29 protein-coding genes, 1 tRNA gene and 2 pseudogenes are annotated in these 24,938 nt (G+C 35.7%); 21 read left to right on the forward strand and 11 right to left on the reverse strand.

The features are described 5' to 3' along the window. Positions 1–15: 15 nt before the first annotated feature. The 6 genes from AAGD62_RS03160 (at position 16) to AAGD62_RS03185 (ending at position 6,020) form a co-directional block, all read left to right on the forward strand. The gene (locus AAGD62_RS03160) at positions 16–426 is read left to right on the forward strand and encodes a hypothetical protein (RefSeq protein ID WP_155968775.1); all 411 of its coding nucleotides are present in this window, start codon (positions 16–18) and stop codon (positions 424–426) included. 214 nt (positions 427–640) lie between these two features. Beyond that, a complete protein-coding gene (locus AAGD62_RS03165) occupies positions 641–1,567 on the forward strand; it encodes a hypothetical protein (RefSeq protein WP_155968772.1) in 927 nt (308 codons plus the stop codon). Positions 1,568–1,630: 63 nt separating this feature from the next. Next, positions 1,631–1,708 (forward strand) — tRNA-Arg (locus tag AAGD62_RS03170). 82 nt (positions 1,709–1,790) lie between these two features. Then, positions 1,791–2,909, forward strand: coding sequence for a molecular chaperone DnaJ (gene dnaJ / locus AAGD62_RS03175; RefSeq protein WP_174515787.1), 1,119 nt, complete (start codon positions 1,791–1,793; stop codon positions 2,907–2,909). A gap of 208 nt (positions 2,910–3,117) precedes the next feature. After that, a complete protein-coding gene (locus AAGD62_RS03180) occupies positions 3,118–4,752 on the forward strand; it encodes a ribonuclease J (protein ID WP_012673044.1) in 1,635 nt (544 codons plus the stop codon). Positions 4,753–4,757: 5 nt separating this feature from the next. After that, positions 4,758–6,020, forward strand: a complete 1,263-nt coding sequence (locus AAGD62_RS03185; protein WP_341812771.1) for a protein TolB — start codon at positions 4,758–4,760, stop codon at positions 6,018–6,020. Positions 6,021–6,061: 41 nt separating this feature from the next. On the opposite strand, the gene gatC is transcribed toward AAGD62_RS03185, so the two are convergent. The 6 genes and pseudogenes from gatC to AAGD62_RS03215 form a co-directional block, all read right to left on the reverse strand. After that, entirely contained in the window at positions 6,062–6,415 is a 354-nt protein-coding gene (gatC, locus tag AAGD62_RS03190) for an Asp-tRNA(Asn)/Glu-tRNA(Gln) amidotransferase subunit GatC (protein ID WP_010962323.1), read from the reverse strand. Next, positions 6,405–7,331: a ribose-phosphate diphosphokinase gene (locus tag AAGD62_RS03195; RefSeq protein ID WP_155968767.1), complete on the reverse strand. Its 927-nt coding sequence runs from the start codon at positions 7,329–7,331 to the stop codon at positions 6,405–6,407. The genes gatC and AAGD62_RS03195 overlap by 11 nt, the downstream gene beginning before the upstream one ends. A 303-nt stretch (positions 7,332–7,634) precedes the next feature. Beyond that, complete coding sequence (locus AAGD62_RS03200; RefSeq protein ID WP_341812772.1) at positions 7,635–8,453, reverse strand: ankyrin repeat domain-containing protein; 819 nt, start codon at positions 8,451–8,453, stop codon at positions 7,635–7,637. Further along, positions 8,450–8,970: pseudogene (locus AAGD62_RS03205) on the reverse strand (IS5-like element ISWpi1 family transposase); the annotation flags it as partial. The pseudogene AAGD62_RS03205 and the gene AAGD62_RS03200, both read right to left, overlap by 4 nt. Positions 8,971–8,978: 8 nt before the next feature. Next, complete coding sequence (locus AAGD62_RS03210; protein WP_155968340.1) at positions 8,979–9,470, reverse strand: IS630 family transposase; 492 nt, start codon at positions 9,468–9,470, stop codon at positions 8,979–8,981. 19 nt (positions 9,471–9,489) lie between these two features. Continuing rightward, complete coding sequence (locus AAGD62_RS03215; RefSeq protein WP_155968342.1) at positions 9,490–9,837, reverse strand: IS630 transposase-related protein; 348 nt, start codon at positions 9,835–9,837, stop codon at positions 9,490–9,492. 38 nt (positions 9,838–9,875) lie between these two features. On the opposite strand from AAGD62_RS03215, the gene AAGD62_RS03220 reads away from it, so the two are divergent. From AAGD62_RS03220 to AAGD62_RS06865, 8 genes are all read left to right on the forward strand, one after another. Next, on the forward strand, positions 9,876–10,889 hold the full coding sequence (locus tag AAGD62_RS03220) for a Fic family protein (protein ID WP_231115901.1): 1,014 nt from the start codon (positions 9,876–9,878) through the stop codon (positions 10,887–10,889). A gap of 83 nt (positions 10,890–10,972) precedes the next feature. After that, a complete protein-coding gene (locus tag AAGD62_RS03225; protein ID WP_265031904.1) occupies positions 10,973–11,107 on the forward strand; it encodes a hypothetical protein in 135 nt (44 codons plus the stop codon). Positions 11,108–11,287: 180 nt separating this feature from the next. Beyond that, positions 11,288–12,073, forward strand: coding sequence for a 4-hydroxy-tetrahydrodipicolinate reductase (gene dapB, locus AAGD62_RS03230; RefSeq protein WP_010962542.1), 786 nt, complete (start codon positions 11,288–11,290; stop codon positions 12,071–12,073). Next, positions 12,070–12,828, forward strand: a complete 759-nt coding sequence (gene pstB / locus AAGD62_RS03235; RefSeq protein WP_006280935.1) for a phosphate ABC transporter ATP-binding protein PstB — start codon at positions 12,070–12,072, stop codon at positions 12,826–12,828. The genes dapB and pstB overlap by 4 nt, the downstream gene beginning before the upstream one ends. A gap of 78 nt (positions 12,829–12,906) precedes the next feature. Continuing rightward, a complete protein-coding gene (locus AAGD62_RS03240) occupies positions 12,907–13,209 on the forward strand; it encodes a transposase (RefSeq protein WP_213863658.1) in 303 nt (100 codons plus the stop codon). Positions 13,210–13,331: 122 nt separating this feature from the next. Continuing rightward, positions 13,332–13,628 carry an IS3 family transposase gene (locus AAGD62_RS03245; protein WP_094189604.1) on the forward strand — a complete coding sequence of 99 codons (297 nt, stop codon included), beginning with the start codon at positions 13,332–13,334 and terminating at the stop codon, positions 13,626–13,628. 3 nt (positions 13,629–13,631) lie between these two features. Further along, a complete protein-coding gene (locus AAGD62_RS03250; protein WP_010082071.1) occupies positions 13,632–13,793 on the forward strand; it encodes a DDE-type integrase/transposase/recombinase in 162 nt (53 codons plus the stop codon). After that, entirely contained in the window at positions 13,786–13,950 is a 165-nt protein-coding gene (locus AAGD62_RS06865) for an IS3 family transposase (RefSeq protein WP_010082072.1), read from the forward strand. Before AAGD62_RS03250 ends, AAGD62_RS06865 begins: the two co-directional genes overlap by 8 nt. Positions 13,951–14,129: 179 nt before the next feature. Here AAGD62_RS06865 and prfB read toward each other — a convergent pair. After that, positions 14,130–15,234, reverse strand: a protein-coding gene (prfB, locus tag AAGD62_RS03255) for a peptide chain release factor 2 (protein ID WP_141456981.1) whose coding sequence is annotated in 2 segments (ribosomal slippage) — positions 14,130–15,158 and positions 15,160–15,234 — 1,104 coding nt in all. Because the reading frame shifts where the segments join, the coding sequence is not laid out codon by codon here. A gap of 153 nt (positions 15,235–15,387) precedes the next feature. Between prfB and mgtE the strand changes: the two genes are divergently transcribed. The 5 genes and pseudogenes from mgtE (at position 15,388) to AAGD62_RS03280 (ending at position 18,884) form a co-directional block, all read left to right on the forward strand. Continuing rightward, positions 15,388–16,758 (forward strand): magnesium transporter, encoded by a 1,371-nt coding sequence (mgtE, locus tag AAGD62_RS03260; RefSeq protein WP_155968906.1) that lies wholly within the window; start codon positions 15,388–15,390, stop codon positions 16,756–16,758. Positions 16,759–16,814: 56 nt separating this feature from the next. Next, complete coding sequence (locus AAGD62_RS03265; protein WP_155968342.1) at positions 16,815–17,162, forward strand: IS630 transposase-related protein; 348 nt, start codon at positions 16,815–16,817, stop codon at positions 17,160–17,162. 28 nt (positions 17,163–17,190) lie between these two features. Then, complete coding sequence (locus AAGD62_RS03270; RefSeq protein WP_231115908.1) at positions 17,191–17,673, forward strand: IS630 family transposase; 483 nt, start codon at positions 17,191–17,193, stop codon at positions 17,671–17,673. Between the two features lie 44 nt (positions 17,674–17,717). After that, complete coding sequence (locus tag AAGD62_RS03275) at positions 17,718–17,993, forward strand: hypothetical protein (protein ID WP_341812773.1); 276 nt, start codon at positions 17,718–17,720, stop codon at positions 17,991–17,993. 58 nt (positions 17,994–18,051) lie between these two features. Next, positions 18,052–18,884 (forward strand): annotated as a pseudogene (locus AAGD62_RS03280) (IS5 family transposase). A 357-nt stretch (positions 18,885–19,241) separates the two neighbouring features. Here AAGD62_RS03280 and AAGD62_RS03285 read toward each other — a convergent pair. The 4 genes from AAGD62_RS03285 to AAGD62_RS03300 form a co-directional block, all read right to left on the reverse strand. Continuing rightward, a complete protein-coding gene (locus AAGD62_RS03285; protein ID WP_155968340.1) occupies positions 19,242–19,733 on the reverse strand; it encodes an IS630 family transposase in 492 nt (163 codons plus the stop codon). A gap of 19 nt (positions 19,734–19,752) precedes the next feature. Beyond that, positions 19,753–20,100: an IS630 transposase-related protein gene (locus AAGD62_RS03290; RefSeq protein WP_155968342.1), complete on the reverse strand. Its 348-nt coding sequence runs from the start codon at positions 20,098–20,100 to the stop codon at positions 19,753–19,755. A 456-nt stretch (positions 20,101–20,556) separates the two neighbouring features. Continuing rightward, positions 20,557–21,180 (reverse strand): heme ABC exporter ATP-binding protein CcmA, encoded by a 624-nt coding sequence (gene ccmA, locus AAGD62_RS03295; RefSeq protein WP_155968378.1) that lies wholly within the window; start codon positions 21,178–21,180, stop codon positions 20,557–20,559. A gap of 3 nt (positions 21,181–21,183) precedes the next feature. Beyond that, on the reverse strand, positions 21,184–21,615 hold the full coding sequence (locus tag AAGD62_RS03300) for a hypothetical protein (RefSeq protein WP_174515653.1): 432 nt from the start codon (positions 21,613–21,615) through the stop codon (positions 21,184–21,186). A gap of 196 nt (positions 21,616–21,811) precedes the next feature. Here AAGD62_RS03300 and aspS point away from each other — a divergent pair, with 196 nt between their 5' ends. Next, positions 21,812–23,614, forward strand: coding sequence for an aspartate--tRNA ligase (gene aspS, locus AAGD62_RS03305; RefSeq protein WP_155969537.1), 1,803 nt, complete (start codon positions 21,812–21,814; stop codon positions 23,612–23,614). Between the two features lie 61 nt (positions 23,615–23,675). Then, positions 23,676–24,938, forward strand: coding sequence for an MFS transporter (locus AAGD62_RS03310; protein WP_006280528.1), 1,263 nt, complete (start codon positions 23,676–23,678; stop codon positions 24,936–24,938).

Consider the following 24,938-nt stretch of genomic DNA (forward strand, 5'->3'; position numbering starts at 1 on the left):
ACACAGGAGGTATGCATGACAAGCACCAAATTAGAGAGAAGCCGTATGAGGCGCAAAGTCTCACGTACGGTTTTGAAGTCGAGTGAGGAGGGGCGACCTTCTTCACTTAGACAACAGTATGCAGATGAAACTACAGATGAAGACCTAAGGAATATAGCAGAAAAATCACCAATAGTAAAGCTAGCATATGATGAGTTAGACAAGTTTTGCTGGAATGAGAAAGATTTAGTAGCATATGAAGAAAGAATAATGGATCTACGTAAGGAAGAAGCCATTCTTGAATACAAACTTGAGGAAGGTATAGAGAAAGGAAAAATCGAAGTTGCAAAAAATTTACTTAAAGCTGGTGTATCTGTTAATTTAATAGCTGAATCCACTGGCCTTTCTCAAGCTGAAATTGTACAGCTTAAGCAAGAAGTGGCCTAAGTATCACGGTTTTCAGGGCTTTTTTAGCTCGGCAGTGGTCTGAAAAGTCCATTTTTCACTTTATAAAATGTTTATATTTTACCACCTACTTTATTTGAATAAGTTCTTCTGCCACACTCTGAACGGATACTTGAATCAGGCTCAAGTTGACAAGTAGATGTTATCTTGTTATAATAAATATTTATTAATTTAATCTTAACTTAAGAGGGTATTTATGGTAGCAAGTGATAGTGTTTTAAAAAGGTATGCGTTAGCCTATATAAAGAAATTAGGTAATAATAATAATATTGAAGGGTTTCTACAGTATTGTAATAATACACCGAATTTAACTTGGAGCAAGGAGAATTTTAAAAATGTGTATGAAGAATTTACATATCCAAATTCAAGCAATAGGCACGATACAGGAAGCAGAAATGATCAATATAACGCAGGGAATAACACACAACCTACAGGCCCTCAGACTACACATATACATGTATACAATGATAGAGGTTTAGATTTTTGGGATTATTTACTACTTCGCAGCCTGTTTGGTGGTCATACTACAGTTATAAATAACCCTGGTTTCAGTAGTGGTAGCCATCAAAGCAGAGAAGATAAGAAAAAAGACTCAGAAGACAATAGAAAGTTATTAGCTTTAGGTATGGTAGCTGCAGTTGTGTGTGTTGCTTTCCATGCTGGTATGTGTTTTTGGTATAACAGCAGCAGAAAAGTGGCTAGAAAAGAAGAAAAAATAGATTACCTGGATAGTAAATTTAAAACGTTCAGAAATATAGAATTTGCGGTTGGCGCTGTTTCTTTGGCAGCTTTGGTAGCTTGTGCTGTTTACCCAGTCTTACCAGTGTGGGGTTTAGTTATCCTTGGCGTTAATTCTCTTGTGTGTTTTACTGGTGGTTTAGCTTTTCATATGAAGCATGAGGAAGAATCAGAAAATATCGAGAAAGCTAAAGGAGCGGTAGATAGCTGTCTTAGACAAGGGCATGGTTATGGAGATTCTTCTCGTTATGATGCACCACCTCCTTACTTTTCTCAAGATCCTAATACTACTCCAACTGCTCCTCCTTGTAGTGAATTTGATAATTCTAATGCGAAATGGCAGTCTGAGAATTGTGAGGGGTTCACGTATGATAGAAATCAATAGTTTTATTTTTAGCCAAATTAATTGAATCAAGCCACAAAATCTGCTAAAGTTAACTTTATGAAAGCACCCTTAGCTCAGTTGGATTAGAGCATTTGACTACGGATCAAAAGGTCGGGCGTTCAAGTCGCTCAGGGTGCACCACATTTTATAGGAAGCAGAAGTCACACTTGAAATTAATATATGCAATACCTATCTTTAAAGGTTAAGCACTAAACTATTATATATGAGCAAAAAAGACTACTATGAGCTACTGGAAGTAGGCAGAAATGCCAGTATTGATGAGATAAAAAAAGCGTATAAAAAATTAGCGTTAAAATATCATCCTGATAGAAATCCTGGCAATCAAGAAGCAGAGGAAAAATTTAAAGAAGTAACAGCTGCATATGAAGTTCTGTCTGACTCTGAGAAAAGGGCAGGCTATGACCGTTATGGCCACGAAGGTGCTTCTGGTGGATTTCAAGGCTTTAGCTCTGCAGGAGATTTTAGCGACATATTCAATGACTTCTTTGGTGGAGGATTCGGTGGTGGTGCAAGTAGATCAAGAGCAAAAAGAAGTACAACAGGAGTATCTGGAGCAGACCTACGTTATGATCTTGAAATTACCTTAGAAGATGCATTTAAAGGAATACAAGCGCCTATACATTATGTGACAAATGTAAAATGTGATACATGCCAAGGCACAGGTGGCGAAGGAGCAATTAAACCAGTTCAGTGCCACACATGCCAGGGAAGCGGTAGGATTAGAACTCAACAAGGCTTTTTTACCATCGAAAGAACATGTACTACATGCTATGGGGAAGGAGAAATAATACAAAACAAATGTAAGAAATGTGGTGGAAGTGGACGTAGAAGAGATGAAGTAAATATATCCGTTTCAATTCCAAAAGGCATAGAAGAAGGAGCTAAGGTAAGGATAAGTGGTAAAGGAGAAGCTGGAACAAAAGGTGGAAAAAGTGGAGATTTATACGTATACGTGAAAATAATTTTCCATAAAATCTTTGCTAGAAATAAAGCAGATTTACACTGTAAAGTGCCTATAAGAATGACACTAGCAGTGCTTGGTGGTGAAATCGATATTCAATCAATTGATGGAGCTAAAATAAAAGTAAAGGTCCCTGAAGGCACTCAAACTGGTACCAAACTACGTTGTAGGGAAAAGGGTATGCCATATATGAACTCACATGCTCGTGGTGATTTATACGTACAGGTAATAGTTGAGACTTTAAATCCAAAAAATTTAACTAAAAAGCAAATTGAACTATTAAAAGCGCTTGAAGAAGAGGAAAATGCAAGTGTACAACAGCAATCTGAAGGGTTTTTTAGTAAAGTAAAAAAAAAATAAGAAATCTGCTAAATGACATAAAGGGGTAACTGTTTACGGGTTTTCATTTAATCCTGCAATTCTTTGACCTTATTAATGGAAAACTTAACAATAGTGTTATTATTAGCCAACAGAAACTTCTTAGTTCCTTAAAACTATGTAAAAGCAATAAATTTCTTTATTTAAGGTCGAAGTTTTGCTATTCTCAGGTTTTAATAATTTAAATTTAATGAATATAAACAAAAATGAGTTTTTATTTCTTCCGCTTGGGGGAGTAGGAAGAATCGGGATGAATGTTAGCCTATATCATTACCAAGGTAAGTGGATTATGATCGACCTTGGTGTTGGTTTTGCAGATGAAACTATGCCAGGTGTTGAGCTGCTCATTGCTGATATAGATTTTATTGCTCAAAGAAAAAAAGATTTACTTGGAATAATAATTACACATGCACATGAGGACCACTGCGGTGCAGTGCCCCACTTGTGGGAAGAGTTGCAGTGCTCCATATATACAACAAAGTTTACGGTTAATTTTCTTAAAGAAAAACTAAAAGAATTTCGATTGGAAGGTATAGTGCCTGTAAAAGAGGTAGACATAAATGGCAGCATAAATTTGGGTCCTTTTACCGTCGAGTTTATAAATGTAACTCATTCAATTCCTGAGGCAAATTCAATATTAATTAGCACTGAAATGGGTAGTGCACTCCATACCGGAGACTGGAAATTTGATCCAAAACCTGTTGTTGGATTAACTTCTAATATGGAGCGTCTAAAAGAAATTGGCGATAAAGGTGACCTGCTTGCAGCAATTTGCGATTCAACCAATATATTAAGCAAGCATCACCCTGAGTCAGAAGGTGAAATTTATAATAATATTTATAACATAATAAAGCGGTCTAAAAAATTAGTTGCTGTTTCGCTATTCGCTTCAAATGTGGCACGAATTGAAACGATAAGCCAAGCTGCAAAAGCACTAAATAGAAAAGTAGTTTTACTTGGTAGATCTTTATGGAGAATAGTGAAAGTTGCGCAAGATAGTGGTTATTTAACTGATTCTCCTCAGTTTCTTGAAGCAAAGGAAGCAGTAAATTTTCCAAGGGAAGAACTGGTGCTACTTTGCACAGGTTGTCAAGGTGAGCCACTGGCAGCTACCGCAAGACTTGCTGCTAAGAGTCATCAAGCATTTAAAATGCAGCAAGGTGATACCATGATCTTTTCGTCAAAAATCATTCCTGGAAATGAAACTCGTGCGCACAACATGCTCAATGCCTTTATTGAGATGGGGGTAGAAGTTATTACTGAAAAAACAGAGCATGTTCATGCTTCTGGGCATCCAACAAGAGAAGAGCTAAAGGAAATGTATTCTTTAATAAAACCGAAGATGTCTATTCCAGTTCACGGCGAATATATTCACACGCATGCACATGTAAAATTTGCTAAAGAGTGCGGTGTGGCAAAAGCAATAATGATTGCACCAGGTGATATTGTTAATTTGGAGAACGGAGAAAAAGTTGATTCAATTGATGTTGACTACTTTGGTATTGATGGTATGTTGCTACGTCATCCGGAGAGCAGTGTTATAAAAATGCGTAAAAGAATGAGAGATGCCGGAGTTATTGTGGTAACAGCAGTTGTAAACAAGAAAAATAAATTGCTTGCTAAACCAAAAGTATTTGTACCTGGTGTTTTTGAAGTGCTAGAAGATGCAGCTACCATACAGAAAATTGTCAAGAAAGTTGAGTCGTTGTTTAGTTTGCAGCCAACAAAAAAAATTAAAAATAAGATTGAAAGTTCAATATTGAGTATCTTAAAGGAATATTTACTAAAAAGGCCTATAATTGAGGTTCAGATAGAACAGGTATGAAATGAATGAAGCTATTCGTTCATCTGGTGTTATTTATTTCGTTATTTATTCCTTATTTTACAAAAGCTGCTTTATATGTTGATATAAAAAAAAGCAGTGTTGGCAACATTGGTCTTGTTGTATCTAAATGTACATGTAAAACAGCGTTGGAAAGCGAATTAAGCGAAAATATTGCAAAGGTAATAGGAACAAATTTATCTAATTGTGGCTTATTTAATGTAAAACGTGGCGCGGAAGCTGAATCTAAATCTTGGAAAAGCGATACTGTAGTCACAGTAAGTTTAAGCGAAATATCTGGTAGTGCATTAGAGCTATCATTTCGTTTATTTGACACTTTTACAAAAAGAGAATTACTTACTCAGTCAGTTGTTTTTCCAGCAAAAGACTGGAGAAAAATTGGTCACTTCGTTTCGGATGTGATACATGATAGATTAATTGGTGAGAAAGGGCACTTCAACACAAAAATCACGTATATCGCTGAAGAAAAAGATAGCAACTACAAATCTGTGCGTAAAATTGCTGTGATGAATCAAGATGGAAGTAATATAAAATACTTAACAAATGGCGATAGATTTGTGTCAACACCGAGATTCTCACCAAATGGAAAGGGTATTGTTTATATCTCGTACGCAAATGGTAAAAGTTATATAATATTAAAAAATTTAAAAGATAACACTGAATCAATAATCAGCGCATTTGAAGGAGTTGTTTCTGCACCAAGATTTTCTCCCGATGGTAAATCTCTTTTAATTTCCCACTCATTGGGTGGTGAAACGAATATATTATCTTTGGATTTAAGTAGTAAACGAACAAAAAAAATTACTAAAGGTTCAGCTATAAGCACTTCTCCCTCTTTTTCTCCAGATCAAAAGTATATGGCTTTTAGTTCTGATATAAGTGGGAGTCAGCAACTGTACGTTATCGATTTTACTAACAAAAGTAAAAAACCTAAAAGAATTAGTTTTGGGAGTGGAAGATATGCTACGCCTGTTTGGTCGCCAAAAGGAGATCTGATAGCTTTTACAAAGATTCAGTCAGGAAAATTTTACATAGGAGTTATGAAGCCAGATGGCAAAGAAGAACGTCTGCTTTCAGAGGGGCATAAAATTGAATCCCCGGCATGGCTACCAAATGGTAGAGAAATCATTTTTACAAGAACAGAATCACCAAGCAACTCTAAACTATATTTAGTAGACTTAGTAAAGAAAAATCAAAAAATGGTTTCCACTCCCACAAATGCTTCTTTACCGGATTGGTCTTATTTTTGAAAGTAGATCTATTATAGATTTGATATGAGCCTTATTTTACTTTAATTGCTTATAACCTTTGGCACTACGAAATACCCATGCTCAGGTTTTGTATTGGACAATATCTCTTTTTTAATGTTTTGAGAATTTATAACATCATCGCGTACATGAATGTCCTTGTCTATGCTGCCATAACGCATAGGAGAAACACCTTCAGTATTAACTTGCAATAAAGTATCATGTATCCAATCCAGCATTGTCAGTTCTTTGGAGTAGTGATCAATCTCGTCATTTGATAACTTAATCCTTACAAGCTGTGCAATTTTAAGCATTTCTTCTTTGGTAATTGTTATTTTTCTCTTATTTGCAAATTCTATTAGTGAAGTAATAACGTCTTCTGTTGACTTAGCTGGCATTTCTACCTCCTTGGATGAAGTGAGTTAAAATATTTACAACCGAAACAACTTCTATTTTACCAGTTTTTTCAAGTTTGTGAAGTATGGTATCCGTAATCACTAATTTATCTAAAGAAGAGGAAGAGATTTTCTCAACTGCACTTCCTGAAAGCACACCGTGTGTGATGCATGAAGTTACGGACTTTGCTCCGTAACTTTTTAAAGCAAGAGCTGCATTACACAACGTTCCACCAGAGTCAACTATATCATCAACAATGACACAATTTTTGTTTGCAACTTCTCCTATTATGTTCATTACTTGAGATGTGCCTGCTTTCTCCCTATATTTATCTACTACAATAATCTTATCACTTAACCCTATCTTGTACTTTTCCTCTAAAGTCTTTGCAAAAGCACGTGCTCTACCAATTGCTCCAACATCAGGTGCAACAATTGCCAAATTTTCCGTGTGTATAGAGTCAACAAATGCTTCAAAGCAGTTCAAATTAGTTATCGGTACATCAAAGAATCCTTCAATTTGACTTGAGTGCAAATCAATAACTGCAACACTACTTGCACCTGCAGTTTGAATAAGATTTGCAACTAATTTGGCACTTAAAGCAGACTGCACATTATTGTTCTTGATAATTCTATCTTGCCTGCTATATCCATAATAAGGAATAATTACTACTATCCTTTTGGCTCCTAATCTATTTACTGCATCAATTATGAGCAGAAGCTCCATAAGGTTATCATTCACAGGGGGAGAAAGAGATTGTATTATATATACTTCTTGATTATATAGATCATTTGCTACTTCTACATTTACCTCACCATCGGTAAACTTTGATATCCAAGCAGAGGATGGTTGAACATCTAGCCGGTTAACTACTGATTCCCCTAATTCCTTACTAGCATTACCTATTATTATCTTCATAACGCACTAATTGAGTTTTTAAGATTATACAGAAATTGTGAAATAATTGAAATGTAAGTGTCTTTATCTAGCATTCTTGTCGGTGAATTAGGTACCTCTTGTACAATGACCTGTCATTTTCACGCGTTGTTTCAATATACAGACCCAAATTGAAACAACTATACAAAATCCTGCTTATGTTTCAAGATAAATGACTTTAATGAAATATAATTTATCTAGTCATTTGTATCTGCTAACATACTACACTTCCCATTGTAGAGCCTCTGCAACTTACTGAAATTTATAATCGCTTTATAAAAAGCTTTATACTCTTTGCTTAATTGGAGGCGCTACCTCTGCACTTTCTGCTCTGTCTAGGGTACTACTTGGTTTTTCTGCAGTAATTTTTTGAATGCTACCATCTACCTTATTCTTGATATCTGCTCCATATGATCTTAATACTTCAATAGCTTTCTCGTTTCCACTATTCAGCGCAATATCCAAAGCATCCATTCCATCATTATTTTTGTGGTTGATAAAATTCTCTAACTCAAAGATTTTTATATATTGCTCAATGATGAATTCTACCACTTTTCCAGGGCAATTATTAGCGGCAGGAAAGAGTACTGCATTGTTATTATTGTCTTTCTTTGTTACATCTGCTTTGAGCTTGTCTATCAAATACTTGATAATTTCTATTCTGCTATCATCTTCTGCTTCAGTGCACTGCCTAGCAGCTAAAAACAGAGCTGTTCGCCCATTATTGTCCACATCTTCAATATCTTGTCCCTTATCAATTAAGGCTTGTATTATATTTTTGTTCCCATATAAAGCAGCAAAGTGAAGAGGAGTATACCCTTCGGTGCTTTCTCTTTCATTAATCAATGCACCATGGCTAGCTAGTAATTCTATAAATTCTGGCGTATTTGCAAAAACTGCAAAGTGCATTGGTGTTAGATCATCTTTACCATGATTTTGAGTTTTTGCATTAACGTTTGCTCCATTTTTTATCAGCAATTTTGCTATTTCTAATTGTTTGCGTCCGATGGCAATATGCAGTGGCGTACGATTGCGTTCATAATGATCATTGACGTTTGTGCCACACTTTATTAGTAGAAGTTGTCCGGAAACTAGTAAATTCAAGCATATTCCCTCTTTAACATAACCCTACTCATAGCTAGGTATATGAAATTCTCAGTGGATGTTGTGAGTAAATCATACTCCTTCGATAGCCTTCTATTCCTATTAACCCAAGCAAAAGTCCTTTCTACAACCCATCTTCTTGGCTGTACTTTAAACCCTTGTTCTCTTGTTGGTAGTAGCTCAGGTGGCGTATCTTTGTGCACCCAAAATCTACATGGAGGCCTTTTAACAATTTCAATATCTATGTCATATTCTTCCTTTATGTGATTCTTTAAATTTCTTCCTTGGTATCCCATGTCAGCCCACATTTTTTTAACTTTAGTATATTTTGTTCTCATATTGTTTAATGCTATTTTAATACCATCTCTATCATTTTCGTTAGCAGCGCCTACGTAACAACCTAGTATAAAACCCTGAGTGTCTGTAATTATATGCCTTTTTCTACCCTTTACTTTTTTACTTCCATCATAGCCTTTGATCCCCCCTTTTCTGTAGTCTTTACAGATTGACTATCTATAGTATTTTCTAAAATGAATGATAAATTTCCATTATGGTATTACCAACCAAAAGTTGTAAGTCTGTATATTTATGCATTAAAGGTCTGAGGCGGCTTTTGATGGTATTCCAACAATGCTCTATAGGGTTCAAATCTGGTGAATATGTTGGTAGATAGAGCAAACGGCATCTAGCATTATCTATTAACTCCTTTGTTTTGGGAGTTTTATGGAATGTGGCATTGTCCATAACTATTGTAGTACCATGTGGCAATTTAGGTAATAACATCTTCTCTAACCATGTATTGAATACCTCTTTGTCACACCCACCTTTGAAAGTCATTGGTGCAATAAATCTCTTTCCAATCCACCCGCCTATTATACTGATTCTCTCTCGTTTTCTTCCTGGAATATCTGCATAAATTTTCTTTCCTATTGGAGCACGTCCATACTCTCGGTATAACCTATTATCAACTCCTGCTTCATCTATATATAAGATGCTGGAATGGTCTATTTTTGAGATTTTATCGGTAAATCGCTGCCTATCTTCTTGATTGCGCTCTTGATATAGTGTAACTTTTTTTTAAAGTAATTCTTAGCTGTTTCAGCCTATACCAAATTGAATTTATTCCAAATCCAAGATTTTGTTTCATCTCTGCCAGCGTATGATCTGGATTCTTTTTAACATATTCTTCGAGTATTTTTGGGTCTATTTTTCGAATAAAGCTGCCGTTTTTCGATGGCCTTAGGCTTTCACCAGCGGCTTTCTTTCTTAACCAGCGGTACAGAGTTGCTATTCCTATCTCCAAAAGCTCTGCCACCTCAACCTTTGACTTCCCTTTTTCTATCATCGATACTGCCCTTTCCCTTAAATCCACACTATACGCCATTATAACTCAAATAGCTTATTATACCTTTATCATTTACTTTGGGAAGTACTATAGTTGCTGAAATTGATGAATTTAAAGGAGCATGGCAATTGTTTGGTAATTTAGCTCCAGAACGTTTACAAATGCTCAAGAAAATTGCAACAATTGAAAGTATTGGTTCTTCTACTCGTATTGAAGGGGCAAGATTATCAGACCGTGAAGTTGAGCAATTACTATCCAAACTTGATACACGCTCATTTCGTTCTCTAGATGAACGAGAAATAGCCGGATATGCGTATGTGTGTGAAGAAGTATTTCAAAACTTTAACAAGATGCCATTTACAGAAAACACTATAAAACAGTTTCACATCTGGCTTTTACAATTTTCATATAAAGATCAAAGGCACATGGGAGAATATAAAAAATTCCCCAATCATGTTGAAGCGTTTGATGAATCTGGAAAAAGCTTGGGCATAGTTTTTGAAACAGCCTCTCCATTTGAGACAGCAACACAAATGCAAGAACTTATTTATTGGACTAGCCAGCAACTAGAGGTGAAATCGTTACACCCTCTATTAATTATTGGCATTTTTATAGTTACTTTTTTAGCTATTCATCCCTTCCAGGATGGAAATGGCAGATTATCACGCATTCTCACAACTTTCTTGTTACTAAAGTTAGGGTATATCTATGTACCTTACAGTTCCCTTGAAAGTATAATTGAAAGTAATAAGGAGAGTTACTACTTAGCTTTGCGTCGTACTCAACAATCCTTGAAGACGAGCAGCTATGATTTTAATCCATGGCTTATATTCTTTTTAAGGTCACTACAAAAGCAAAAATTTCATCTTGAACAAAAGGTGTCACATGAAAAAGTGTTAAATCTCTATTTACCACCACTTTCTGCTAAAGTATTAGCACTACTCAGCAAACATGGACGTCTTACAATTAAGGATTTGGAAAATATTACTAAAGCAAACTGCAATACCTTAAAGAAGCACGTATCTAATCTCGTAAAGAGTAATCACATCACTCAGCATGGAAAAGGCAAAGCAACCTGGTATGTAATATAGAGCTCAATAGGATATGTATTCATTTTGAATTGTTAAATTATTCAGCTATAGAATATAGATCACAGCTGTACAAACATTGTAGTTTGAGCCCACTAGATCCCAGTGCCCTATTCTTGTCATCCCAGTGCCTTCTCCTGTCATCCCAGTGCCCAGACACTGGGATCCAGAAAAGTTTGCTTGTAAGCAAGCAAATTAGCATAGAAAAACGTTTTCGATGAGATTGCAGAAAGGCTAGATTCCAGACTGGAATGACATCGTTCACTATGTACCATATTGCAATAGTTGTGGTCAAGGCACTGGGATCTGAAATTGCAGTGTTCGTACAGCTATAGAATATAGATCAGAAGTGACAGAGCTTAAAAAAAGGCCTAACATTCTTAATAAACGTAAAAAGCTTTATGAAAATCAGAGTTGGAGTAATAGGCTGCTTAGGCAGAATGGGCAAAAAAATACTCAATGAATTAATTACAAATACCAAAGTGGAAATAGCAGGTGCTGTTGCCCGTTCAGGCAGTAAGTACATAGATTCAGATATTGGACCAATTATAGCCAATCTAGGAATTAAAGTTACAAGTTCTATTAGTGGCATATTTGAGTCATCTGACGTTGTAATAGATTTTACAACTAAAGAATGTATGTTAGACTGCCTTAAAGCAGCTGTAAAATTTAAAACACCGCTGGTTAGTGGCACAACTGGAATAGAAGGTGTCGATTTGAAAGAATATGCTGCTGAAGTTCCAATATTATGGTCAGCAAATATGAGTGTTGGGGTTAATGTGTTGCTGAAATTGGTAAAAAAAGCTGCTGAGCTTTTAGGTAATGAATATGACGTTGAGATTTGGGAAATGCATCATAACTTAAAAAAGGATTCACCATCTGGAACAGCTATAGAACTTGGCAAAACAATTGCTAACGCTTCAAAAGTGGATTTTCAGTCCAATCAATATTTACATAGTGGTTCAAACATAAGGAAAAAGGGGGGAATAGGTTTTGCAGTATCTCGTGGAGGTGGAGTAATAGGAGATCACAGCGTGATGTTTGTTAATTCTGATGAACGGATAGAACTAAACCACAAAGCAATTGATCGCACAACATTTGCTAGAGGAGCTGTTCAAGCAGCAGTATGGCTATACGAAAATAAAAGAGAAATTCCGGGGCTCTATTCAATGCAGGATGTGATATGAGCAATACACGTGCCTCTGTTAAAGATTTAAATCTCTGGTACGGCTCTAAGCAAGTTTTATTCGATATAAATTTGAATATTTATAAAAGAAAAGTTACTACTTTTATCGGACCATCCGGGTGCGGTAAATCAACATTTTTGCGTTGTTTTAATCGTATGAATGACTATGTACCAGGTTGCAAAACTGTTGGTGAATTAGATATCGATGGGCTGGGTGATATATATTCACGCGATATGGATGTTGTACTACTTAGAGCAAAAGTTGGTATGGTATTTCAAAAGCCAAATCCTTTTCCAAAATCAATATATGATAATGTTGCTTGTGGGCCAAAATTGCATGGTATGGCGAAGGATAAGCAAAAATTGAATGAGATGGTGGAAAATAGTTTAACCAAGGTTGGTTTATGGGAAGAATTGAAGGACAGATTGCAAGATAGCGCACTCAATTTATCCGGTGGCCAACAACAGAGGCTATGCATCGCTCGCGCAATTGCAGTGAAGCCAACTATTTTATTAATGGATGAACCGTGCTCTGCTCTTGATCCAATGGCAACCAATGCAATCGAAAATCTTATACAAGAGCTGAAATTAAGATTTACTATAATTATGGTGACTCATTCAATGAAGCAAGCTAAGAAGTTATCTGATAGTGTAATTTTCTTTCATAATGGCAGAATTGTTGAGTCTGGAAGCACTCAAGAAATATTCGAAAATGCTCAATCTCCCTTAACAAAGGAGTATATCCTGGATCATTAAATTTCTGACCTTACCCAGAAAAAGTGGAGAGAAAGAAAAGAGTTTTTTTGGGTAAAATAAAATTTTGGAGGATTAGAAATGGTAAGAGAATATACAGCAGAATTCAAATTGGAAGCTGTTAAACTGGCAAATGAACAAAGAAAGGTAGGTCAACCAGTTGCAAAAGTAGCAAGAGATCTAGGAATAAGGGATAGTGTATTAGGAAAATGGATAAAGAAACACAACGAAAAAAAGTCGGCAGCAGATGCATTTCCAGGTAGAGGTAACATGGCTCCTTACGACAAAGAGAGGTTTGATTTACAAAGCAAGAGTAACAAGGGAAAGAGACATTTAAAAAAAAGCCCTGGCCAGTCAAAAAGAGTAAAATATTTTTTTATATAGTAACTGCTATAAAGTACAGGAATTATGTAGGATTTTCTGCTAGTGGCTACTATAAGTGGACCACAAGAAAAATAAGCAGTAGAGAATCAGCAAATAAAGAGCTACTCGAAGCTATTCAAAAAATATATCAAGTTTCTAAATGTAGATATGGAGCTCCTAAAATTCATGCTGAATTGAAGGCTTTGGGTAAAAGTTGCAATTTGAAAACGGTGCAAAGTATTATGCAGAAAAATGACATCAGGGCTATACTGAGAAGAAAGTTTAAAATTAAAAAACAACAAACAGATAATAGAGCTGTAGCTCCCAATATACTAGATCAAAACTTTATTGTTGATCAACCAAATAAAGTATGGGATTACTTACATCAAAACCAAGGAGGGATGGCTATATTTGGCAGCAATAATTCTCACGTATGGTAGTTAATGAGTAGTGCAATAAATAAACAATTGGTTATGAACTCTTTATTAATGGCCATTAATAGGCGTAAACCTGTTAAAAATCTACTGCTGCACAGTGACCAAGGTTCACAATATACTGCGCAAGGGTATCAATATCTCTTAGCTGTAAAGAATATAGATGAGTAATAAAGGCTGTTGTTACGACAATTCTGTTGCAGAAAGCTTCTTTAGCTCATTGAAAAGAGAAATACTTATTGATACTTCACAACACTCTGCTCAACAAACTAGAACTGCAATATTTGAATACATAGAAATTTTTTATAACAAACAACGTCACTATTAACTATTGCATTCCAGAACAATTTGATGCATCATTCTTTTTGTAAAAAACATCCCAAACTTTCTCTCCACTTTTTCTGGGTAAGGTCACTTTTCCACTGATCATATTTAATCGCCATAACTTTACTCCTACTTTAACAATATTTTAATTATCATATATTATGGCAAGAAAGTCAACCCTACCTAATTTTGCTTAGTAAGCACACTAACTATGAAACAATCTATATTACCATCAAAAACAGAATTTATATTGCCCACTTCATGTCCGGTTCTTAAATCCTTCACCATTTGATATGGATGCATAACGTACGATCTGATCTGATTGCCCCAGCCTATATCGCATTTTTTACCATATTCTTCAGCCATTTTCTGTTCTTTTTTTTCCAGTTCAATTTGGTATAAACGTCCTTTAAGTAATTTCAATGCCTCATCTTTATTTCTGTGTTGAGAACGACCATTTTGGCATTGAACTACAACACCAGTTGGAATATGCGTAATGCGTACTGCACTTTCAGTTTTGTTCACATGCTGACCGCCTGCTCCGGAAGCACGGTAGGTGTCGATCTTTAGATCCTTTTCATCCACAGCAATATCAATTGAATCTTCTATCACTGGAGTTACTCCTACACTTGCAAAACTGGTATGACGTTTACCATTTGCATCAAATGGCGATATTCTAACCAGCCTGTGAATTCCACTTTCACTTTTTGCCCACCCATAAGCTTTTTCTCCAACGATTTTTATCATTGCAGACTTTATACCAACTGACTCTCCTTCTAATTTTTCTACAACTTCAACTTTAAAGTTGTGATAAATTTCTGCCCACCTTATATACATGCGCATCAGCATTTCAGCCCAATCATTGCTCTCGGTTCCGCCAGCTCCTGAGTGGATTTCTAAAAAGCAGTTATTATTATCTGCTTCACCAGTAAATAAGGACTCTGTTTCTTTATACTTGATTAATTTCTCTAGCTTAGCTAATTCATTTTCAACTTCAGAGAAAAATTCTTCATCATTTTCATCAATAGCAGACTTCATTAAGCTGATGGCATCGTTGTAATCGCTTTCCAGCTTTAAAAACGACTCTACGTCATTCTTAATTTTAGAACGTTCTTTTAAAACTTCTTGTGCTTTTTGGTTATCTTGCCATAGGTCATCATTCGACGCTTGGGAGTCAAGCTCTTCAAGACGCAACTTTAATTTTTCTATGTCAAAGACACCTCCTGATAAGAGAAATACTTTTATTTAAGCTTTGAAAGTGTTCAAGAATTTCTGGATAAGTTTTCATTATACTTTAGATTTTAATATATTTACTATCAATAACAATAACAGTAAACAAAATAGAAATTTAACCATATGATAGTTAATTTAAATAATTTCATTATACTTTAATGTTTAAGGAAATCAAGCGCGTATATTTATTAAAAAACAAGGTAAAGTAATGAATATTGAAATAAGTTCCCATTATGGTTTAGACAAAAAGGCTATTGATGACTTAATAGAGTCACTTGATAACGAGGAGCTAGAGAATGTTCGTAATATTGTAAAAACGATAGACAGTGTTCAGTTAGCTTATTTTTTATCTACTTCGATCAGTGATCACAGGGAGAAATTAGTTAATATCCTCGATCAACATTTGTTAAGTGATGCCCTAGTGCATGTAGTGCCAGATTTACAAATAGAGATCATAGAAACATTGGGAATAGAAAATACAGCAAAGTTACTAATGCTCCTTGATGTAGAAGATATAGTAACCATAGTGAAAGATTTAGATAGAAAGTCTGTAGAAAATATACTTTACTATTTGCCCAGCAAAACTCAGAAATCGGTAGAGGAGTTGCTATCATATCCAGAAGAAAGTGCAGGAAGGTTAATACATAAAGATATGGTTATAGCTCCATATTATTGGACAATAAATCAACTGACAGAATTTGTGTGCAACTATAAAAAAATACCAGAAAAATTTCACCAGATATTCATTATTAACTCAAAATTAGAGCCTATAGGCAGTGTTAATTTAAATAAGGTAATATCTCACTCAGGAGACACAATAATAAAAGAGATAATGGATCATGACATAAAAATCATTAAAACTGGAATAGACCAAGAGGAAGTAGCAAGAATATTTAAAGATTACTCTCTATTATCGGCTCCGGTAGTAAATAAGAATGGTAAAATTATTGGTGTGATCTTAATTGAAGATGTGATAAAAGTTGTTCAACAAGAAACAGAAGAGGATGTACTCAAAATAAGCGGTGTATCTTCTAAAGCCGATATAAATGCCCCTATACATAAAACTATAATTAAAAGGCTACCTTGGTTACTGTTTAACCTCTTAGCTGCAACAATGTGTTCCATAGTAGTTGGCTTTTTCGATGATGTAATAAAAAGTTTTATAGTGCTGCCAATAATCATGCCGATAATTGCATCAATGAGCGGAAATGCAGGATCCCAAACAGTAACGCTAACCATCCGGGCAATCGCAACAAAATATCTAACTGAGCAAAATGCAAAAAGAATACTGATGAAAGAATTTTTAATAGGTCTTATAAACGGGGTGATCTTATCTACTATTTCATTAGTAGTGTTAGCAATAAGGTTTCACAACTTCAAAGTGGAGATGATTTTTGTGGTCTCCATGATTATGATGTCAATTATTGCAACGTTCATCGGAACTTTCATTCCTATAATGCTTCACCGTTTAAAGTCTGACCCTGCAGTTTCTTCTTCAATCCTAACATCGGCAACAACTGATATTCTCTCAGCTCTTATATTTCTTGGTTTAGCTACGATCTTTTTATTAAATAGCTAATACTATAGTACTTCCCAAAGTAAATGATAAAGGTATAATAAGCTATTTGAGTTATAATGGCGTATAGTGTGGATTTAAGGGAAAGGGCAGTATCGATGATAGAAAAAGGGAAGTCAAAGGTTGAGGTGGCAGAGCTTTTGGAGATAGGAATAGCAACTCTGTACCGCTGGTTAAGAAAGAAAGCCGCTGGTGAAAGCCTAAGGCCATCGAAAAACGGCAGCTTTATTCGAAAAATAGACCCAAAAATACTCGAAGAATATGTTAAAAAGAATCCAGATCATACGCTGGCAGAGATGAAACAAAATCTTGGATTTGGAATAAATTCAATTTGGTATAGGCTGAAACAGCTAAGAATTACTTTAAAAAAAAGTTACACTATATCAAGAGCGCAATCAAGAAGATAGGCAGCGATTTACCGATAAAATCTCAAAAATAGACCATTCCAGCATCTTATATATAGATGAAGCAGGAGTTGATAATAGGTTATACCGAGAGTATGGACGTGCTCCAATAGGAAAGAAAATTTATGCAGATATTCCAGGAAGAAAACGAGAGAGAATCAGTATAATAGGCGGGTGGATTGGAAAGAGATTTATTGCACCAATGACTTTCAAAGGTGGGTGTGACAAAGAGGTATTCAATACATGGTTAGAGAAGATGTTATTACCTAAATTGCCACATGGTACTACAATAGTTATGGACAATGCCACATTCCATAAAACTCCCAAAACAAAGGAGTTAATAGATAATGCTAGATGCCGTTTGCTCTATCTACCAACATATTCACCAGATTTGAACCCTATAGAGCATTGTTGGAATACCATCAAAAGCCGCCTCAGACCTTTAATGCATAAATATACAGACTTACAACTTTTGGTTGGTAATACCATAATGGAAATTTATCATTCATTTTAGAAAATACTATAGAAGTGGAAGGAACAAAGCTAGATATAATTCAAGTGGATGCATTAGCAAAGACATTAGGTCATTTACCTTTAGCTTTAGCCCAAGCAAGCGCTTATATAAAGAAAACAGGTATAAATATTTCAGACTATTTGAAATTATATAACGATAGAAAACGAGCTTTATTATCTGATGAAACATTGCTTGAAACATTTCCAGCCGACGCTAATAGAGAGACTGCAGCAATAGTGTATGTTACATGGGACATCACAGTAGAAGCAATAAAAAAAGAATCCTTATTGGCAGCTAACTGGCTTACTGCTTGTGCTTAGAGGTTGTCCGGAAATAAGTAAAAGGCTATAATATCTGAAATTTTAGTACGGGGTAAAGATGAGAAAAAAGTATCCAACAGATCTAAGCGAAAGGGAATGGGCAAGAATAGAAAAACACTTCAGAGTATCATACAAGAAAGGAGGAAGGCCGCCAAAGTATAGCAAAAGAGAAATATTAGAAGCAATTTTCTATGTATTGCGTACAGGGTGTCAATGGCGGTATTTACCAAATGATTTTCCGCTATGGAAGACTGTGTATGAGCAGTTCAGGCAATGGAAGAAGCAGGGAATTTTTGAGAAAATGAATTATGAAATTACAAAATATAGTAGAAGAAAAATAGGAAGGAATGAGCAGCCGAGTGCCTGTATAGTAGATAGTCAATCTGTAAAGACTACAGAAAAGGGGGGATCAAAGGCTATGATGGAAGTAAAAAAGTAAAGGGTAGAAAAAGGCATATAATTACAGACACTCAGGGTTTTATACTAGGTTGTTACGTAGGCGCTGCTAACGAAAATGATAGAGATGGTATTAAAATAGCATTAAACAATATGAGAACAAAATATACTAAAGTTAAAAAAATGTGGGCTGACATGGGATACCAAGGAAGAAATTTAAAGAATCACATAAAGGAAGAATATGACATAGATATTGAAATTGTTAAAAGGCCTCCATGTAGATTTTGGGTGCACAAAGATACGCCACCTGAGCTACTACCAACAAGAGAACAAGGGTTTAAAGTACAGCCAAGAAGATGGGTTGTAGAAAGGACTTTTGCTTGGGTTAATAGGAATAGAAGGCTATCGAAGGAGTATGATTTACTCACAACATCCACTGAGAATTTCATATACCTAGCTATGAGTAGGGTTATGTTAAAGAGGGAATATGCTTGAATTTACTAGTTTCCGGACAACCTCTAACAAGAGATCCCGCTAACACGTAGCGGGATGACAGCAGTCCTACGTCGTGCCACCGCGAACCGTCATACCGCGATTCATTCGCGGTATCTCATCCGCTAACAAGAGATCCCGCTAACACGTAGCGGGATGACAGCAGTCCTACGTCGTGCCACCGCGAACCGTCATACCGCGATTCATTCGCGGTATCTCATCCGCTAACAAGAGATCCCGCTAACAAGCAGCGGGATGACGGTTGTCGTTTAGCTATAAATATTTAAGAAATTTACTAAACAGAAAAAAAGGCAAAAGAAGCCCCGTAGTTGGCTAATTACTTACATTATATAGTATTTTCTAAAATGAATGATAAATTTCCATTATGGTATTACCAACCAAAAGTTGTAAGTCTGTATATTTATGCATTAAAGGTCTGAGGCGGCTTTTGATGGTATTCCAACAATGCTCTATAGGGTTCAAATCTGGTGAATATGTTGGTAGATAGAGCAAACGGCATCTAGCATTATCTATTAACTCCTTTGTTTTGGGAGTTTTATGGAATGTGGCATTGTCCATAACTATTGTAGTACCATGTGGCAATTTAGGTAATAACATCTTCTCTAACCATGTATTGAATACCTCTTTGTCACACCCACCTTTGAAAGTCATTGGTGCAATAAATCTCTTTCCAATCCACCCGCCTATTATACTGATTCTCTCTCGTTTTCTTCCTGGAATATCTGCATAAATTTTCTTTCCTATTGGAGCACGTCCATACTCTCGGTATAACCTATTATCAACTCCTGCTTCATCTATATATAAGATGCTGGAATGGTCTATTTTTGAGATTTTATCGGTAAATCGCTGCCTATCTTCTTGATTGCGCTCTTGATATAGTGTAACTTTTTTTTAAAGTAATTCTTAGCTGTTTCAGCCTATACCAAATTGAATTTATTCCAAATCCAAGATTTTGTTTCATCTCTGCCAGCGTATGATCTGGATTCTTTTTAACATATTCTTCGAGTATTTTTGGGTCTATTTTTCGAATAAAGCTGCCGTTTTTCGATGGCCTTAGGCTTTCACCAGCGGCTTTCTTTCTTAACCAGCGGTACAGAGTTGCTATTCCTATCTCCAAAAGCTCTGCCACCTCAACCTTTGACTTCCCTTTTTCTATCATCGATACTGCCCTTTCCCTTAAATCCACACTATACGCCATTATAACTCAAATAGCTTATTATACCTTTATCATTTACTTTGGGAAGTACTATACTTTCAAGTATGGCGTTTTTTTATTCTAAACGCTTAATAACCGCGACTCAGCTGCTTTTAAATGCAACTAACCTTAGCTATAAATGTTTAAGAAATTTACTAAACAGAAAAAAAGGCAAAAGAAACCCTAGGGTAGCTAGTTATTCACTATCCATTTTTTAAGTTGGCGTTTTTTTATGTTTTAAACGCTTTATAAGCGCGTTTCAGCTTATGTAGGTAGAAGTTTGATAAAGACATAAGGTGCACATAGTGCAAAAAATTAAACATGAGACGCCAGATACGTGAGTTTTTTTGTCATTTAATCTGTACAGAGAAGATAAATAAATAGCTTCAGTGTTTATGATAAGGGGGCTGGCGGAGTTTGTCAAGCAAGTTTTTTATTTCTAGCGGTTGTTGCCAAAAACTATACAAGAAGTCTATTGAAATTACGTATATCAATCGTTGTAAAATCACACAATTGCTCTGTAGAGCTATGCCCTGTAATAATTACTATACCATTTTGCTCAGAGCGTATTGAGATTAGGTTCAGCACTAATTCACACGTTGCACTATCAAGATTACAAAATGGTTCATCTATCAGCCAAACGTTTGCATTAGAAATCAAGAGGCGAGCAAGCGCAACTCTCCTTTTCCAGCCTGCAGAAAGTTCGCCATATCTAATATTAAGTACAGGTTGCAACTGCAAGCAACAAATAGCTGCCACAATCAATTCTCTAGTATTTCGTATTCCTGCCCAGAATTCTACGTTTTGAGCAACAGTTAAGCTATCTTTACAGGCATTCTTATGGCCTATATAGACCATAGAAGGTATATAGGATTTTGGATCATCATATATATCTTTTCCGCAGTGCCTTATATTGCCTGATACCGGCGGTAAAAGTCCAGATAAACTTCTAATTAAGCTGGTTTTACCACTACCATTTGGACCAGTGATTAGAATCTTTGATTTTAGCTCAGCTTTAAAACTGAGATTCTTAAATAGTACCTTATTATTACGAGCGCAGGATAAATTTTCACATTCAAGCATGGATTATCTGCCCTTCCCCTTATGTTTACCTTGAGTTGAAGCCTGAGCCTTAACAAACAGCTCCCAAAATCCTTTCTGTCCGCCTTCTCTATGTATCAATTGTGCAAAACGCTGCATTAAACCATTACCCATCATAACCATCTTTGTCCATTTACCTACCGGTTTTGCTATGTCAACTATTTCTGGATCTTCTTTATAAACTTGCACATCTTTTTGTTTCTCGCGTAGCGTTTCTTGTTGTTTCATCAACTCTTTTTGCTTATTTTTTTGATATAATTCATTGAATTTTCTGTCTTCTTCCCACTCTTCTTTAAAAACTTTTCTAGGAAATATGATTTTTCTAATGCGATTTTTGTATATTTTTCTCAAAAAGAGAAATACTGCAGCTACAGCAAGTAATGTTACGCTATATAATATGATCTGTGTAAGTGGCATTTCCTGTATCTAATTCATTAAAAATACCCTTACTATTATACCATAATTATAGAAATTGTGCAATTTTTTTGCGGGTAAAGACAGTATAAAAGTAATACTGCTCTATTTCGTAAACTGGACAAATATCTGACGAATGGGCTTGTATGTAGTAAGGTTTATTTCTATACTTTTTAAAGAATTTAGAAGTGAAACAAATATGAACTGCTACAAGACTCACACGTGCAATGAATTAAGGAAGAATGATGTAGGAAAGGAAGTTACCCTCTCTGGATGGTTATACCGTAAGCGCGATCACGGTAACCTAATCTTTGTTGATTTAAGAGACTTCTATGGAATCACTCAACTAGTATTTAATAATGACAAAGACTTTTTTGATGAGATATCAAATTTAAAATTGGAGAGTGTAATTACTGTTACAGGAATAGTTGAAGCTAGAACTGAAGATACGGTAAACAGCTCTATTTCTACCGGAGAAATCGAGGTGATAGTCAACAATTTGCGCGTTGAGTCGGAAGTTGAGTTCCACTTTGATGAAGAAATAGCAAAAGAAGAAAGAAGTATATTGGCAAGCATTACCGGCGAGCAAGAATACCCAGAAAACATGAGATTTAAATATCGATTTCTTGACTTAAGACGTGAAAAAGTCCGCAACAATATTATTTTGCGCTCACAAATTATTGCAGAGCTCCGCAAGCTCATGATAGAGCGAGGATTTTTAGAGATTCAAACTCCAATACTCACTGCTTCCTCTCCTGAAGGAGCACGCGACTACCTAGTGCCAAGCAGGCTAAATCCTGGCAAGTTCTATGCATTGCCACAAGCTCCGCAGATTTTCAAACAGTTGCTCATGGTCTCAGGGTTTGATAAATATTTCCAAATTGCACCGTGTTTTCGTGATGAAGATGCAAGGGCTGACCGCTCTCCTGGGGAATTTTACCAGCTAGACCTTGAAATGTCTTTTGTGACTCAAGAGGACATATTTGACGTTATTGAATCTGCTTTATATAAAGTGTTCGCCAAATTTTCTCGCAAGTCTGTCGATAAAGATTTTCCACGCATTACATACAAAGAGGCAATGCTTAAGTATGGTTCTGACAAGCCAGATTTGCGTAATCCACTATTAATCAGCGATGTTACAGAAATTTTTCGTGATTCAGGGTTCAATATTTTCAAAAGCAATATTGAGCGTGGTATGGTAGTGAGAGCCATCCCTGCACCTAAAACAGCAGAGGAACCACGCAGCTTCTTTGATAAAAAGATAGAACATGCGCAAAAAGAATTCGGTGCTAAGGGTCTCGGATATATAACGTTTGATAAAGATGGAACTGCGAAAGGCCCAATTGCTAAATTTCTTGATGAAAATAGGCTAAACCACATAAGAGAAGCAACAAACATAGAGCCAGGAGATAGTGTATTTTTTGCTTCTGACAAAGAGAATGAGGCGGCAAACATTGCAGGAAAAGTACGCACTCTTTTAGGGTCAGAACTCAGTCTTATAGATGATAATATCTTCAAGTTTTGTTGGATCATTGATTTTCCATATTTTGTATATGACGATAAAAGTAAAAAAATCGATTTCTTTCATAACCCATTCTCCATGCCACACGGTGGTCTGAAAGATTTAGAGGACAAAAATCCACTGGATATCCTTGCTTACCAATATGATCTTGTTTGCAATGGAATAGAACTGTCAAGTGGGGCGATTCGTAATAACAAACTGGATATCATGTATAAAGCTTTTGCCATTGCAGGTTATAGCCGGGGAGAAGTTGATACAAGATTCGGTGCACTTGTACGTGCATTCAGATTTGGTGTTCCTCCTCATGGTGGAATAGCACCAGGAGTTGATAGAATAGTTATGCTGCTTGCTGATGAGCCAAATATTCGTGAAGTAATCTGTTTTCCTATGAACCAGCAAGGTGAAGATGTTCTAATGGGTGCTCCTTCCAAGGTGGAGGATAAGCATTTACGTGAATTATCCTTGAAGGTTATTGAATGAAAAATTTTATAGCAAGGAGCACCGGTTAATGATATATTAGGTTATGTTAAATTGAAAGACCATGAATAATATCCAAAAAGCAATACTATCGGGCATGATCTGTAACATGATTGTGTGGTATGAACTCACTCTTTTTGGAGTATTAACAGATACAATCATCAACGTTTTTTTCCCATCAGAAGATCATTATTTGAGTACACTCAAATTCCTTGGTGTTTTTGCAATTGGTTTTGCGTTTAGACCAATTGGTGCAGTAATTTTTGGTTATATGGGAGATAAGTATGGCAGAAGAAAGACTTTACTTACTTCAGTAATATTAATTTCAATATCATCCACAATTATGGGAATTATACCTGGGTATAAAGAAATAGGGTTGCTTTCACCTGTATTGCTTGTGTTTTGTAGAATAGTGCAAGGAATAACTGCAGGAGGTGAAACAAGCATTAATACAGCATTTACGATAGAGCATTCAAAAGATAAAAAAAATCTAGGTTTCTTAGGAAGTATGAAGCCCTTTAGCGGAGCCCTTGGAACGCTCTTATGCATAACAATGATATTTATCTGCAAAAGAGTTACAGGTGAGAACTATGAAATATGGGGATGGAAGTTGCTTTTTTATTTTTGCTTTTTTTTGGGGACAATAGGTTTTTTAACTAGGTACATATTAAAAGAAAGCTTAGCATATAAAACTAATAAGTACGCTAATAATTTAGCACATTCACCATTGTTAGAACTAGTAAGAAACTATAAAAGACCGCTTATTATTTCAATCAATCTGGGAATTGCTCAGAATGCAATTGTCTACGCAGCAATAATGTTTTATAATATATCAATAAAAGAGCTAGTTATTTTATCTATTAGTGTTAAAGATTTAATGAGGATAGTAATACAGGTTGTATTTGCAGCATCTGCGGTACTTTTTGCAATTTTATCTGATAAAGTTGGAAGAAAACGCGTAATGATTCCTGTACTGATTATGCTATCTCTGATTGGTACATGTGTATTACCATTATTATCTTCCGTTAACCACTATGTCGTAATAATAACTTACTTATTGATTACTATACCAGTAGGTGCATCTTTTGGAATATATGGTTCTGTTATTTGTGAACTGTTTCCAACAAAAGTAAGATGCACTGGCGTAAGCTTAGCAAATAATATATCTGCAGGAATTTTTGGTGGCCTTTCTCCATACATATGCATGTGGCTTATAGAAAAAACCGAAACAAAACTTGCAGCAGGCATTTATCTTACTGCCTGCGCATTAATTAGCCTAATATCTGTGCTTCAAATTAAAGCCAAAGACAGAAAAGTTGATTGGTGA

This window comes from Wolbachia endosymbiont (group A) of Eristalinus aeneus, from assembly GCF_964026915.1.
GTDB classification, from domain to species: Bacteria; Pseudomonadota; Alphaproteobacteria; order Rickettsiales; family Anaplasmataceae; genus Wolbachia; species Wolbachia pipientis.